Genomic DNA, 14,331 nt, shown 5'->3' with positions numbered 1-14,331 from the left:
TGCCTGCTCACTTCCCACATTCCCCTCATCCACAGTTTCTAAACGAGCCGCCTCAAGTGTACTTACCGAAACAGTAAAAGGTGCAATTGTTGCCATAAATAAGCCTCAGAATATTTATCGGCAAAATCATTGATATGTTTTGTGAAAATAGAGCTTAAACGGGCGAAAGTGAGAACAAGTTGTTATCGGTAAAAAGAAAAAACCCCCTTAAAAACCATGTTTTTAAGGGGGCAAGGATTTAAGAAAATTATTTTTCGGGATATTGTGCCGCTATTTGATCTAAACGCATTTTAGCCCAGGGATAAGTTTCCGTATGAGCTAGCTTTACATCTTCAAAAACGGCCTTGAGAACACCAAGATAATAAGTATCGGGAACAGAGGCCTCGCTGTTAATCCAGCCATCAACCGTAATACCAAACCGCGATTGATTGCCCTTTAAAAGATAAGAAGCACCAGGAACATTGTGCCCGTCTAAGGTTAACTGATAGGTTGTAGCTTCTCCATCACGGTCACCGCGCCAAATGTCATATTGTCCATCTTGGTCCATATCAATAGTAACACGCAACAATTCAGAAAGCGCATCGTAAGTATTGTCCACGTACCATCCTTTGGGAGTAACAGCAATAGAGGCATTAGGATCGGTAATATCCGAAATTACATAATCGGCCTCCATATAACGTCCACCGCCAAAACCATCCGGCACAAATATATTAATAGTTCCGGTTACATCATTTGTATAATCAGAATCAAAATATTCGCCAAAGATGGCAACCATTTTAGCGTTATTTGCATCAACAATATAATCACTATTGGTTACAGGAACACCCTCGGGACTCAAACCTTGCAAATTATAAAGTTGATAAGCTAACTCGCCCAGCACAGCCGATTCTTTGGGTAAAATTGCCGAAATATGAGTAATACCTGCATTAGTCGTAACATAATAAACAAATCCCTGTTGTAACGCTTGTTGCTGAATACTCAACTGATCAAAACGATTATCTGTTGGCAGCATATCAAGTTCAATAAACACACTGTTGCCCACAAGTTTTTTAACTGCTTTATACGCATCAATTTGATCTTCCTCTGTTACATTCATTTCTAACCAAACATGAGCGCCATCTTCATGCCAAACAACATTTGCATTGTGGAGAGTACTTAAAATAAGCGCTCTGGCATAACGTGCACTGTCATCTAAATCAATTCTTTGAATGCCGTACTGAAAATGCCTAGAGGAGCTATCGTAAACAGGACCTGTATCATCAGCCTCTTCCGATTCTACAACAAGCAAATCGGTATCACCTCCATCTGTGTCTGTTTCAAAGGGTTCTGTTTCTAGTGAAGGATCATCCCATCCTATACCATTCCAATCAATAGTCGCACTTGACCGAGGAGTAACATCAGTGTCGCCTGCAACTTCTTCAGCAACTTCACCCGCAAGCTCTTCTACCGGCGGTGTGTCTGCAGCAGGAGCTTCTCTTTCAGCAAGGCTTAAAGTTTCTTTTGCTTTCGATTTAGCCTGAATAGCCAAGGTACGGGCTTTTTCGTAAGCCGCTTTGGCAGCATCGTAATTTTTGGCAGAATAGGCACTGTTAGCCTCTTCAAATTTTGACTGGGCCTCTGAAAACAAGCTTTTGGCTTTTTCTTTTAACGCTTCCACCTGAGTAGCATTAGACGGATCTTTAACATCAACAGCATCTAGCTTATTTACTTCCGTTTCTGCACTGCCAATAGAACTTTTGGCCTTAGCCTTAATTTCATCAGCGGCCTGTTTTGCAGTATCGGTAGCAGGAGGTTCAGCAGGTGCGCCAATTTGCGTGATGGCTTGGTCAAGTAAATGTTCCACCCCAACAATACCCGCCGATCGCTGTTTGATGCCTAATAATTTTGTTTTTACCGCTTGTAATTGTGCGGCCGTATAGCCATTTGGAACTGCTAACGAATAAGTAGCACTAGGAAATTCACCACTCATCCTAAACAAGCCGCTTGAGCTAGCCTCTGCATTAGAAGTATTTGTAGGATCTATCGCTTCAAGACGTGCCGCTTCCAGCTGCGTTACCGCCACTTTGCCCAGTGTAAAACTCCCCATAGTAGTCTCCTGACTTTATTTGCCATGCCCATGACTAATAAAATCAATAATATCAATTACTTAAATATTCCTTAGATTGCCCATTTCATGCCCAAACATCACCTTAGTTATCGGGGTTTTTCCAAATAAGTTGCGTGAAAAAGTACAAAAATAAGTAACATTTTATATTGCTTAAAGTCTTTTAACTACGTTAAACCCACTCGATGGATTTGGCCAAACTAGAAAGCCTCTTAACCCGCGTTGAAAAACCTTCCCAGTATTTGGGCGGAGAGTTTAACGTGATTAAAAAAGATTTTGATAAAGCCGCCGTTCGCGTGGCCTTAGTGTTTCCCGATAAATACGAAGTGGGTGCCAGCCACATTGGGCTAAAAATTTTGTACGATATTTTAAACGCAATGCCCGATGTAGTGGCTGAACGCGCCTATGCACCGGGGCTGGATATGGAAGCCGAATTAAAAAAGGAAAACCTTCCTCTTTTTTCGCTCGAATCCAAACGGCCACTGTCCGACTTTGACATCATCGGCGTTTCACTCACTTACGAACTCACTTATACCAACATGCTGAGTGTTTTGGATTTAGCCAATATCCCTTTATGGCAAAAAGACAGAACAAATGAACCGCTCATTATTGCGGGCGGCGGCTGCACCATGAACGCCGAACCCGTAGCCGATTTTTTAGATGCAGCGTGTTTGGGTGACGGTGAAGAAATTATTGTGGATGTAGTGCATGCAGTGCATGCTTTTAAAAAAGAAAAAGTTACCAACCGAAAAGAAAAATTACGCGCTCTCTCCAAAATTGAAGGTGTGTACATTCCTTCTTTTTTTAACGCAGAATACAATACCGACGGCACATTAAAACAAATGACGCCGCTCTTAGAGGGCTATACAAAAATCAACAAACGCGTGGTGCAAAACATGGATGCCGCACCCTACCCCACCAAGTGGCTGGTACCTTCGGTAAAACCCATTCACGATCGCATTGGGATAGAAATTCAACGTGGCTGTAACCGTGCCTGCCGCTTTTGCCAAGCAGGATATATAGACCGTCCTGTACGCCAACGCTCGCCCGAACGTATTTTGCAAATTGCAGAAGATTCACTCAACAATACCGGCATGGAAGAAATGTCACTCCTGTCTCTCTCGGCTGCCGACTACGCATGCATTGTGCCATTAATGGAGGAACTCAACGGCCGTTATGCTAAAAAGAAAATTTCTATTTCGGTACCCGCCACCCGTACCGAAAAATTAACACCCGAGCTTGCAGATCAAATTAAAAAAGTACGCAAAACCGGTTTTACCATAGCCCCCGAAGCCGCCACCGAACGCATGCGCCGCGTGATTAACAAAGGCAACAAGGTGGATGATTTGTATAAAGCCGTGCACACGGCTTTTTCTAAAGGTTGGGATTTGTTAAAACTCTACTACATGGTGGGGCTTCCGTTTGAAACCGATGAAGATAATAAAGCCATTGCAGCAGAAACCAATGAAGCCATCAAAATTTGTTTAAGCTATACCAAACGTGCCGAACTTAACTTAAGCTCTTCGTCTTTTGTTCCCAAACCACACACACCCTTTCAGTGGGAACCACAAATGACTATTGAAGAAACCAAACGCCGTTACGATTTGGTAAAACATAATTTAGCGTCTAAGCGAATCCGCTTTAAATCCCATCACCCGCAAATGAGTTATATTGAAGGTCTTCTCTCGCGCGGCGATCGTCGCGTAGCACAAGCTATTTATCTGGCCTATCAAGAAGGCTGCCGTTTTGATGAATGGGAAGAACATTTTAGCTTTGAAAAATGGCAGGCTGCTCTGTCTAAATGGGACGGCGATATTTCGTTTTACTTGCATCGTGCGCGTAAAAAAGACGAGGTTCTTCCCTGGGATCATCTTTTTAGCCAAATGGATAAAGAATTTTTGTGGCAGGAATACGAAAAAGCCCACGATGCCGCCATGACGCACGACTGGACCGGCACCATGAGCCAGCATCATCACCTAGCCGACGGCACTAAAAAAGAACAGGATGTGGGTTTTACCGAGGACTGCTCTATTGCCCGTTGTTCCGATTGCGGCGTGTGCGATTTTAGAAAAATTAAAAACAGAATTTTTGTGGTGGGCCAGGAAGAAATTGTTGTTAAAAAAGGAAACCGCGAGGCTTATGGATGGATGCGCACAACGGGAACCGTAACTGATTTGCGGCTCCCGGATCCCGAACCCCGGATCCCCTGCCGTTTACGCTCTCAATTCTCCAAAATAGGTTCGGCCCGCTTTATGGGTCATCTCGAAATGGTGGGCGTGATCAAGCGCGCCATCAAACGCGCCCGCATCCCCATTAAATATTCGGAGGGTTTTCATCCCCAAATGCGTATCATGCCGGGCCATCCCTTGCCTTTGGGAGTTTCAAGCACTTGTGAATTTTTTGATGTGGAGCTTAAAGATACTGTTTTACCTGGGGATTTTATGGAAAAGATGAATAGTGAGCTCCCCGAAGGGCTCTTTATTACCCACTGCGAAACCATTGACAGTAAAACTCCTTCTCTGTATTCTTCGGCCTCCCGAGTGGGCTACCGGGTGCGTTACATTGATACGCAAGTAACATGGGGAGAAAAAGAGTTAGAAAAGCTGACTAGCTTTAAAGAAGCCCAAGATTTTATTTGGAAACGCGTTAAACGAGATTCGGTTAAAGAGTTTAACCTTAAAAACGAAGTGAGTATCGAGACGAAGTCGTTTCCGCAAGGTATACAAAGCATACAAGAATTTGATTTTTTTATTCGCGTTAATCTGGAAGGAAGCCTAAGCCCAAGTGATGTGCTAAGAGCTCTTTTAGGATTAAGCGAGGAGGAATTAAGCCGGGTTTGGATCGAAAAAATCGTTGTTGAACGTCATCAAACGGGAAGTCAACACATAGAAGGGCTTCGTGACTTAAGCCAGACAACTCCCGCCGCTATCAATTGATAAAGCAAAAAAGCGGCTTTTGACAAAAAATACGATTTTAAAAGGCTTAAAAAGTTTACATCTTAATTTTCTTAAGAACCGTACCTGTTAGGGGTGCGTGTATTCTTTTTTATTCTTTCGATCCTCCCTTTTTATCAATTTTAAATTTTTAGCAGATCAACCTTGTGTTGCCCTCTATAACAAAAATATGTCGAACGAATTAATTATGAACATTACTCCCGGTGAAACACGCATTGCCCGGATGGAAGACGGCGCCGTTGCCGAACTTTTTATTGAGCGTGATAACGATCAGCAAATTGCCGGTAACATTTATAAAGGCATTATTACCCGCGTACTGCCCGGTATGCAGGCCGCCTTTGTGGATATTGGGTTAGAAAAAGCCGCGTTTTTATATGTGACGGATGTGGTACCCGATTTATTTGATGATCCGGATGAAGAAGATGAAATGCCCGAACCTTCGGCGCAAGACCGCGACGAAGAAGGCCCCAAGGTTCCACCCCCGCAAAAGGGACGCCGCCGTCGCGCTCCCATTCCTAAAATTGAAGATGTATTAAAAGAAGGCCAGCACATTGTGGTACAGGTAGAAAAAGATCCTATCCGTACCAAAGGCGCCCGCATCACTTGCCATCTTTCGTTTCCCGGCCGCTATATTGTGTGCATGCCCACGGTCGATCACGTAGGTGTCTCGCGTCGCGTGGGGTCGCGCGAAGAACGTTTTAGATTAAAAGAAATTTTAACTAAAAACCGTCCATCTAAAGCTGGTTTTATTTCCCGCACTATTTCATCGGGAGCTTCTAAAGAGGCCATTATTGCCGACATGCAAAATTTACAGGCCATTTGGGATGAAATTGCCAAAAAGCAAGATAAAGCCAAGCCGCCATCTTTACTGTATCAAGATTTAGGTTTGGTGTTGCGCTCGGTGCGCGATTTAATGTCGGCCGATGTGGATCGCTTGGTAGTGGATTCGGAAGATGATTATAAAGAAATTATCGCCTTCATGGAAAAATTCATGCCCGATCTGGTGGGTCGTGTGGAATTTTACAATAAAGAAACCCCCATTTTTGACGTGTACGGTGTAGAAACCGAAATCAACCGCGCGTTGGGCAAAAAGGTGTGGCTCAAATCGGGCGGCTATCTAATTATTGATCAAAACGAAGCGTTGACGTCGATTGACGTAAACACCGGCCGCTTTGTGGGCCGTGATGATTTTGAAGAAACCATTTTGCAAAACAATTTGGAAGCAGCCCAGGAAATTGCCTACCAATTACGCCTGCGTAATATTGGCGGTATTATTATTAACGACTTTATAGACATGGAGCGCTACTCCAACCGACAAAAAGTGTTTTATGCATTAAAAGATGCTTTGCGTCAGGATAAAGTAAAAACAACCATCACTAAAATTTCGGAACTTGGTCTTGTAGAAATGACGCGCAAACGTACGCGCGATTCACTCACACAAATGTTGTCGGAATCGTGTGCCCACTGCCAAGGCAAGGGGCATACCAAATCGCCACTTACAGTAGCCTTTGAACTGTTTCGCGAATTAAAACGAACCATCCCGCATTTAAGTGGTAAATCTATTGCTGTAAAAGTTAATTCACGCGTGGCTCAAGTACTGTTTAACGAATCACGCGAACGATTAGATGCGCTAGAAAAAAAGATTAGTAAACGTATCAATATAGAAACAATAGAAGCGTTTCCCATTGAAAAGTTTGAAATAGTTTCGCGAGGATAAAATGGACCTTTATTATTACCCTTACTGTCCCTTTTCGCGCCGTGTACAAATTGTGCTGGAAAAAAAGGGAATAAAACACAACGCTGTTAAAGTAGATATCGATTTAGAAGAGCACAAAAAAGAAAGCTTTCTGGCCATGAACCCGTTTGGCCAATTACCGGTTTTGGTAGATGGTGGTCGCACTTTATTTGAGGCATCGGTTATTTGTGCTTATTTAGATTATTTACAACCAGATCCGCCTATTCATTCGGAAGACGGACTTTTAAGAGCCCACGGTTTACTTTTAGAAAAAGTTCACGATCGTTTTATTTCTCCCGAAATTCAAATTTTGTGGAGCGAGTACTTTCATAAAAAACCGGCCTCACGTAACGAGGCCGCTGTATCACGCGCTTTTAAAAGCGTTCAAAAAAGTTTGGCATGGGTTAACAAACAAATTGAAGGCACCACTTATATGGCCGGCGAAAACTTTGGATTAGCCGATGCCGCCTATGTACACACAGTGCTGAATATGATGCCTCAATTAAACATTGATTTATCGGCCCACAAAAATATTTCGGCTTGGGCTGCCCGTGCCGAAAAAGTAAAAAGTGTAATTAAAACAAATCCAGGCTTTTACAAAATTGCCGAAGCGCAGGCCAAAAAAACAAAAAAAGTATCAGCGTAATAAAAAAGGGCACCATAGGTGCCCTTTTTTAACAACACTTAAGTTGTTATTTATCTTTGTTCGTACAAATAGCCTACTGTGGCACCGTAGACACACATGCCTACAATCATGCCCACGGTTGTGGTGACCGAGCCTGAAAAGAAACCCATACCAAAGATGGGCATCACAACAAGCTGCATCACAAAAAACACGCCCAGGCCATAAAAGGCACCTCGCATCCATGAATGCGTGGGCAGGCGATGTCTAAAGGCTGTGTTGTACACATAGGCTAAAACCACACCTACTCCAAAAAAGGCCATCCACGCACCAACACCCGTGGTGTTGAGAACAGTGGATACCATCCCGTGGAAATCTGCTGTAGGAATAGATACAATTTGAGCCAAATAGCTGAAAACGGTCATTACAACCGTACCCGCTACACCGTAATAAACGGCTTTTAAAAGTGTTTCTTTGTTGTGCATACATATCTCCCTTGGGGCCCCGCACCGTCATTGTGTAACGGCTCTGGATACCCCGGCTAGTGACGCGTTGTGCCACTAACCTTTTGATTTATAACTAATTTTACATGGACAAACAGGAGGCACACAAGGCTTGCCCTTGATAATCAAGATGTGGCGGGTTGCGTTATGATTTTATCTATTAATTTTAATAAGATAGCAATGGCCTGCCTAAAAAATAGATGCCTATTTTTTAGGCAATAAATAAAAAAGCCCTGGGTAAAACGAACCCAGGGCTTTCTTTTTTTACTTGAAGGAGGTAGTTTTTACAGAGCGTTATCGCCTGTTTCTCCTGTACGAATGCGAATAGCGGCTTCAACAGGAAAAACAAAAATTTTCCCGTCGCCAATTTTATCGGTTTTAGCGGTTTTAGAAATAACCTCTACTACTTTGGCTACTTCTTCGTCCTTTACCACAAGCTCCACTTTTACCTTGGGTAAAAAGTCGATCACATATTCGGCACCGCGGTAAAGTTCGGTATGACCCTTTTGACGGCCAAAACCTTTTACTTCGGTAATTGTCATGCCTTTAATGCCTAAACCGGTTAAAGATTCTTTTACTTCATCCAGTTTAAAGGGCTTAATGATGGCTTCTATTTTTTTCATAAATTATCCTTTGTTATCATCCTCGCCTTTGTAAGAAAAAATCTGACGATTTTTATCTTACAAAGTGAGAATGCTATTTTTTATTGAATATACCCTACTTCGCCATGTTCGGAAAGATCTAGTCCTTGACGTTCTACTTCTTCGGTAGGACGTAAGCCAACTAAAGCTTTTACAATGTAGGCAATAATCACAGTGCCTATAACCGACATAGCAATGGTTAATCCCATGGCCTTTAATTGTTCAACCCACAGAGTAGAACCCACGTAGTCTTTTAAATTAATAAGTAAGTTGGGGTTAATGGTACCGTCGGCAAAAATACCGGTCACAAAAGCACCCAAAGTTCCACCAATGGCGTGAACACCAAAGGTATCGAGAGCATCGTCATAACCCAACCAGCCTTTTAATTTGAACACGGCAAAGAAGGGAACAGAACCAGCCAAAATACCAATAATAACAGCTGAAGAAGCGGTTACAAAACCGGCAGCAGGAGTAATCACTACCAAGCCAGCAACAGCACCCGAGCAAAAACCTAAAATAGAAGGTTTTCTACGGATCACATATTCAAGCATAGCCCATACAAACGAAGCCACGGCTGCAGCCAAAGTAGTTGTCATGAAGGCATTAGAAGCAATACCGTCAGCAGCAACAGCCGAACCAGCATTAAATCCATACCAGCCAACCCACAACATACCGGTACCTACCATACACAATACCATGCTGTGCGGAGGCATATGGTCTTTTCCAAAACCAATGCGTTTACCTAAAATGATACACAATACAAGTGCCGACCAACCAGACGACATGTGCACCACCGTACCACCGGCAAAGTCGATTGCTTTAATTGCGGCATCAGCATTCCATACGCCGTTCATCAAACCATTGATACCCCACACCATGTGAGCCAAGGGGAAGTAAATAACAACCATCCATAAAGCCACAAACAGCATGATAGCCGAAAACTTCATACGTTCGGCAATAGCACCAATAATTAAAGCCGGTGTGATAATGGCAAACATCATTTGGTACATGCTAAAAACATTTTGAGATACCCAGTAGGCATAGTTGGTGTTGGGAAGACTATCCACACCTTTTAAGAAAGCCATCTTAAGCTCACCCAGGTAAGGTCCGCCTGTATCAAACACAAGGCTGTACCCAAAGGCCCACCACATGACGGTGACTAAACCTGCAATACCCAAGCATTGCGCCATAACGGATAAAATATTTTTGGAACGAACCAAACCGCCGTAGAACAAAGCCAAACCAGGAAGCGTCATAAAAAGCACTAACGCTGCCGAAGTCATCATCCAGCCATTGTGACCAGGGCCTGGGGCCTGTACTTTGGACGAAACAGTTGCACCAGCCGTATCCGATCCACGACCGACGTTATTAATATAGGCCTCTAAATCGGCCACACGTTGTTCGATTGAAGGTTCGGACGTTTGGGCCCAAACCGTTTGAGAGATACCAACAAAAGCTGTCAGCATCAGCATGAGGCAAAAAATTGCCTTAATTCGTAGAGGGTTCATAATTGTCTCCATAAAGAAGGGTTAATATTAACGCCCTCTTTAGCAAGAGGAATGCCACGTTAAACTTAATGTAACTCATTGATTATTAAATTATTTTTGAGATCGCCCCTAAAAGAAATGCCTATTTTTTGTGCATGATGATTAAAAAATAGGCACTACAAAAAATAACCCCCCTTCAAGCTTACGCCATCCAGGGGGCCCCTCTACGAAGGAGAATTTTATCTCGGAAGAGATAACTTATTTTATATGGCGCTTTCGCCCGTTTCACCCGTACGGATACGGATGGCGGTTTCAACCGGGAAAACAAAAATTTTCCCATCGCCAATCTTATCGGTTTTAGCCGACTTAGAAATGGCATCAACAACTTTGCCTACGTCTCCGTCTTTTACCACCAGTTCAATTTTAACCTTGGGTAAAAAATCAATCACGTATTCGGCACCGCGGTAAAGTTCGGTATGCCCTTTTTGACGACCAAAACCTTTTACTTCGGTTATTGTCATCCCTGTTACCGCCATACTGGTTAAGGCTTCTTTTACCTCGTCCAGTTTAAACGGTTTAATAATGGCTTCTATTTTTTTCATAAATTCTCCCTTTTAATTCCCGCCCGTCTTGCAAAAACAAAACGGGCGGGAAAAAATTATTAAGGATAGACTATCTGTGACCTGCCGAAGATGATTGGAAATCGGGGTAAGCCACGTTGCCGTGCTCACCAATATCCAAACCTTCAATTTCTTCTTCTTCTGTTACACGGATACCAACAACCAATTTAATGAGGTACCAGGCAACAAGAGACAGAATAAAGGTAAACAAACCTACAGTAACAACACCCTTAAGCTGGGCAATCAGCAAGGTAGCGCCGCCGCCAAAAAATAAGCCGTTACCCGTAGCGGTTGCTACTAGCTTATCTTGGGCAAAAAGACCCACTGCAATGGTTCCCCAGATACCGTTACATAAGTGCACGGCCAAGGCGCCTACAGGATCATCAACTTTAATTTTGTCGAAGAAAAGAACGGCAAACACAACCAACACACCGGCAATAGCACCAATGATGATGGAGCTGGTTACGCTAATAAAGGCGCAAGGTGCCGTAACAGCCACCAAACCAGCCAAGCAACCGTTAATGATCATCGATAAATCGGGTTTACCCAAAACCACCCAAGCGGTAATGGTTGCCGTTAAAATAGCAGCCACACAAGCCATGTTGGTGGTAAGAGCAATGTGAGCAATATCAACAGGAGCTGCACCCATGGTAGAACCGGGGTTGAAACCAAACCAGCCTAACCACAAGATAAGAGCACCCAAGGTAGCAAGACCCATGTTATGACCGGGCTTTGGCATTACTTTGCCATCTTTGTATTTTCCAATACGAGGTCCTAATACAATGATACCGGCAAGCCCTGCCCAGCCGCCTACCGAGTGAACCACGGTAGAACCGGCAAAATCCCAGAATCCAGCTGTTGCTAACCAACCGCCGCCCCAGATCCAGTGACCGGTTACAGGGTAGAGTAAAGCTACAATGATAAAGCTGAAAATAAGGAAGGACAAAAACTTAATACGTTCGGCCACACAACCCGACACGATTGTGGCAGCAGTTCCGGCAAACACCAATTGAAAAAAGAATTTAGCGTAGAGAGGAATACCCGTCCATGCAATAGACGTATAAGCACCTGTATAAGCATCTCCGGTTGCTGGTGAGTTATCGGCACCACCAATAAACCAAAGACCATCAAGACCTACAAATCCGTTTCCATTTCCAAACATGAGTCCCCATCCAATGGCGTAAAAAGCGAGCGAAGAAATGGCAAAAACAATAAAGTTTTTAGCCAAAATGTTCACAGCGTTTTTACTCTGACACATGCCCGCTTCAACGGTGGCAAACCCGGCGTTCATCCAGAACACCAAAAAGCCTGCTATCATGGTCCAAATTGTATCGAGGGCTATTTTTAAATCGCCAACTTCCTGAGCCTGAACAACGCCCGGAACCATCAGCGCAAAAAACGCCAACAATAAAAATATATTGCGTTTCATAATGCTTCTCCTAGGTTGAGAGTTAAAAAAATTAAAAACATACCAAGCGCAAAGCAATGCCTATGCCAATTTATAAATGAGTTAAGTTGTTGATTTATTTAGTTCCGAAATAAATAGCGCCAATTAAAAACGATGCTTCTTAAAGCAATGCCTAAAAAATAGGCATTCATGCCAGGTTATCATTTGAAAAAAAACGCTCTAAAATATTGGCGTTCGGGGAGGTTAGGGGCTGCGGGATGATCGAAGGTTTCGTTCCATTCGTTGCGGATTTGTAAGGGCGCACGGCCGTTCGCCCCTACACTAGCCTTGGTCCATTCAATATGCTTATCGCGCGGGATGCGGTCGGTGCAGGATATAGATAACAGCGCGCCATCCGCTTTTAAAAAACGTGCGGCTTGGCCATGGAGTTTTTTCCAAGCCCGCTCAATCACACTCTCCTGCCCTTTTTTAGAACCCAGTGAGGGTGGATCGATAATAATCAAATCAAATTCTTGAGACTTCTCTTCTTTTAAAAAATCCCATACATCGCCGACGAGCCAATGAGCATCATCAAAAGGGAGTTTCCATTTGTCGAACAACACGCGCGCATGTGCACGGGAATCGGCGTGACGCTCCACAGAAAAAACATCCGCACCTTTTTTAGCCGCAATGGCCGAGAACACACCATCGTTCGCAAATAAATTTAAAACCCGCATGCCGGGTTTGATATGTTCGTGTAAAAAAAGACGAATAGCGCGAAGATCGAGAAAAAACCCCGTCTTTAATCCTGTGGCAGGAAAACAAGGATACTCGTGTCCTTGTTCACTAAACCAGATAGGTTCCATGTCGTACGATCGTACGTTCGTGCTTTCGTGCGTTCGTAAGCTCTCCTTTTCACCCTCTTCCAACCTACGCACATCCGCACCTACGCACCTACGCACAATCTCCCCCCCATGGGGCGCTTTAAAGATCATTTCCTTAATTCCCAACTCTTCTGTCACGAGCGGCCATGTATCCTTCAAATGTTCCACCCAACTTTTAAGATACGGCACCACCACGGCCACACCGTTATAAATATCCACATTAAGCCCCGGAAAATTATCGGCCTCGCCGTGCAACAAACGATACGCATTAGTATGCGCCTGCTTTAAACTGGTTTTGCGTTTCTCAAAGGCTTTGCGGATTTGATGCGCAAAATAATCGGGAGAAAGATCCACATCGCTAAACGCTACCACACGAATGGCGGATGCCGCATACGGTTCGTATAAACCAATAGCTAAAAAATTATTTTGTGGGCCCACAAGGCGCACAAACGAACCCACCGGCAGTGCATCGAGTGCACTAGAACATTGGTTACGGAAAATCCAGGGATGGCCTTCTTTTAACGAGGCCTCTACTTTTTTATTTACCTGAAAACGAATGGGATTCATAAAGAATTAAATTCCGAAAACTTTTAAGAGCTAAACGCACGCAAAATATCCCGTGCTCCATGTAAAAGCCTGATAATTTCTATGTTTTTATTTTTTTGACGATAAAAAATAATATATTTACCAACAGGCAAACTACGCAAGCCTAAGATTAGCTCATTTCTCATTTTTCCCATGGCAGGAGAAAGGGTCAATTTACCGCATTTAGCCTCTAAATTTTCTGAAAAACGAGCCGCTGATTGTGGAGATTTTTCTGATAGATAATCAAAAATACTTTCAAGATCATTTACAGCCTGATGAGTAAATAAATATTTAGCTGCCACAAAAATACCTACTTTTTCTTGCGACGACTTTTAATTTTTTTAAAAACTTCCGATCCTTCTATCAAACGTCCGTTGTCGGCATCTTTAATACCTGTTTCTATATCCTGCCTTAAATTATCAAGCCGTTGTTCATAACTGCGTTTTTCCGCTTCAAATAAACGAAGGGCTTCACGTATTACTTCACTGGCAGAAGTATAAAGTCCACTCGCTACTTTTTTTTGGACTAACTTTTCTAATTCGGGAGTTAAAGAAATATTCATAACACCAAGGTTAACCACAATAACAAAGAATGTCAAAGTTTGTTATTACACACATAAAAAAAGCGCCCCTTGTGAGGGCGCCTTTCTTAAAATTCCTTTTTTGCCAGCCCCTAGCCTCTAGCCCCTAGCCCCTTTAAACGCAGGCCAGCTAAAGTAAGAACCACGAGCATCACCACAATACCCATACCTTGGGATGAAGCGTGTTGATTCAAGCTACAGCTGTTACCACTTCCCTGAACCTGAATAT

Annotated in this window: 12 protein-coding genes; 3 read left to right on the top strand and 9 right to left on the bottom strand. The window is 43.3% G+C overall.

What is annotated here, in order from left to right; translation table 11 throughout:
* Positions 1-247 precede the first annotated feature (247 nt).
* Positions 248-2,086: a hypothetical protein gene (locus K1X76_12350; GenBank protein MBX7149853.1), complete on the bottom strand. Its 1,839-nt coding sequence runs from the start codon at positions 2,084-2,086 to the stop codon at positions 248-250.
* A 203-nt stretch (positions 2,087-2,289) separates the two neighbouring features.
* On the opposite strand from K1X76_12350, the gene K1X76_12345 reads away from it, so the two are divergent.
* From K1X76_12345 to K1X76_12335, 3 genes are all read left to right on the top strand, one after another.
* Positions 2,290-5,040, top strand: coding sequence for a TIGR03960 family B12-binding radical SAM protein (locus K1X76_12345; GenBank protein MBX7149852.1), 2,751 nt, complete (start codon positions 2,290-2,292; stop codon positions 5,038-5,040).
* A gap of 187 nt (positions 5,041-5,227) precedes the next feature.
* Positions 5,228-6,775, top strand: coding sequence for an Rne/Rng family ribonuclease (locus K1X76_12340; GenBank protein MBX7149851.1), 1,548 nt, complete (start codon positions 5,228-5,230; stop codon positions 6,773-6,775).
* Position 6,776: 1 nt separating this feature from the next.
* The gene (locus K1X76_12335; GenBank protein MBX7149850.1) at positions 6,777-7,439 is read left to right on the top strand and encodes a glutathione S-transferase family protein; all 663 of its coding nucleotides are present in this window, start codon (positions 6,777-6,779) and stop codon (positions 7,437-7,439) included.
* A gap of 50 nt (positions 7,440-7,489) precedes the next feature.
* On the opposite strand, the gene K1X76_12330 is transcribed toward K1X76_12335, so the two are convergent.
* From K1X76_12330 to K1X76_12295, 8 genes are all read right to left on the bottom strand, one after another.
* On the bottom strand, positions 7,490-7,900 hold the full coding sequence (locus K1X76_12330) for a hypothetical protein (GenBank protein ID MBX7149849.1): 411 nt from the start codon (positions 7,898-7,900) through the stop codon (positions 7,490-7,492).
* A gap of 302 nt (positions 7,901-8,202) precedes the next feature.
* Positions 8,203-8,541, bottom strand: coding sequence for a P-II family nitrogen regulator (locus K1X76_12325; protein ID MBX7149848.1), 339 nt, complete (start codon positions 8,539-8,541; stop codon positions 8,203-8,205).
* Between the two features lie 80 nt (positions 8,542-8,621).
* The gene (locus K1X76_12320; GenBank protein MBX7149847.1) at positions 8,622-10,067 is read right to left on the bottom strand and encodes an ammonium transporter; all 1,446 of its coding nucleotides are present in this window, start codon (positions 10,065-10,067) and stop codon (positions 8,622-8,624) included.
* 242 nt (positions 10,068-10,309) lie between these two features.
* Positions 10,310-10,648 carry a P-II family nitrogen regulator gene (locus K1X76_12315; protein ID MBX7149846.1) on the bottom strand — a complete coding sequence of 113 codons (339 nt, stop codon included), beginning with the start codon at positions 10,646-10,648 and terminating at the stop codon, positions 10,310-10,312.
* 70 nt (positions 10,649-10,718) lie between these two features.
* On the bottom strand, positions 10,719-12,095 hold the full coding sequence (gene amt, locus K1X76_12310) for an ammonium transporter (GenBank protein MBX7149845.1): 1,377 nt from the start codon (positions 12,093-12,095) through the stop codon (positions 10,719-10,721).
* A 179-nt stretch (positions 12,096-12,274) separates the two neighbouring features.
* The gene (locus K1X76_12305) at positions 12,275-13,504 is read right to left on the bottom strand and encodes a class I SAM-dependent methyltransferase (protein MBX7149844.1); all 1,230 of its coding nucleotides are present in this window, start codon (positions 13,502-13,504) and stop codon (positions 12,275-12,277) included.
* Between the two features lie 23 nt (positions 13,505-13,527).
* Complete coding sequence (locus K1X76_12300) at positions 13,528-13,824, bottom strand: type II toxin-antitoxin system RelE/ParE family toxin (GenBank protein ID MBX7149843.1); 297 nt, start codon at positions 13,822-13,824, stop codon at positions 13,528-13,530.
* Between the two features lie 8 nt (positions 13,825-13,832).
* A complete protein-coding gene (locus K1X76_12295; protein MBX7149842.1) occupies positions 13,833-14,084 on the bottom strand; it encodes a type II toxin-antitoxin system ParD family antitoxin in 252 nt (83 codons plus the stop codon).
* Positions 14,085-14,331 lie beyond the last annotated feature (247 nt).

It is taken from the genome of bacterium (assembly GCA_019695305.1).
Classification (GTDB): Bacteria; UBA10199; UBA10199; order UBA10199; family JAIBAG01; genus JAIBAG01.
This window is presented reverse-complemented; position numbering and strand designations above follow the sequence as displayed.

Excerpts from the sequence above, each read along its gene's own strand:
- K1X76_12315 (MBX7149846.1), bottom strand. The coding sequence starts at position 10,648 with ATGAAAAAAATAGAAGCCATTATTAAACCGTTTAAACTGGACGAGGTA.
- K1X76_12345 (MBX7149852.1), top strand. The coding sequence starts at position 2,290 with ATGGATTTGGCCAAACTAGAAAGCCTCTTAACCCGCGTTGAAAAACCT.
- amt (MBX7149845.1), bottom strand. The coding sequence starts at position 12,095 with ATGAAACGCAATATATTTTTATTGTTGGCGTTTTTTGCGCTGATGGTT.
- K1X76_12295 (MBX7149842.1), bottom strand. The coding sequence starts at position 14,084 with ATGAATATTTCTTTAACTCCCGAATTAGAAAAGTTAGTCCAAAAAAAA.
- K1X76_12350 (MBX7149853.1), bottom strand. The coding sequence starts at position 2,086 with ATGGGGAGTTTTACACTGGGCAAAGTGGCGGTAACGCAGCTGGAAGCG.
- K1X76_12305 (MBX7149844.1), bottom strand. The coding sequence starts at position 13,504 with ATGAATCCCATTCGTTTTCAGGTAAATAAAAAAGTAGAGGCCTCGTTA.
- K1X76_12335 (MBX7149850.1), top strand. The coding sequence starts at position 6,777 with ATGGACCTTTATTATTACCCTTACTGTCCCTTTTCGCGCCGTGTACAA.
- K1X76_12340 (MBX7149851.1), top strand. The coding sequence starts at position 5,228 with ATGTCGAACGAATTAATTATGAACATTACTCCCGGTGAAACACGCATT.
- K1X76_12325 (MBX7149848.1), bottom strand. The coding sequence starts at position 8,541 with ATGAAAAAAATAGAAGCCATCATTAAGCCCTTTAAACTGGATGAAGTA.
- K1X76_12330 (MBX7149849.1), bottom strand. The coding sequence starts at position 7,900 with ATGCACAACAAAGAAACACTTTTAAAAGCCGTTTATTACGGTGTAGCG.
- K1X76_12320 (MBX7149847.1), bottom strand. The coding sequence starts at position 10,067 with ATGAACCCTCTACGAATTAAGGCAATTTTTTGCCTCATGCTGATGCTG.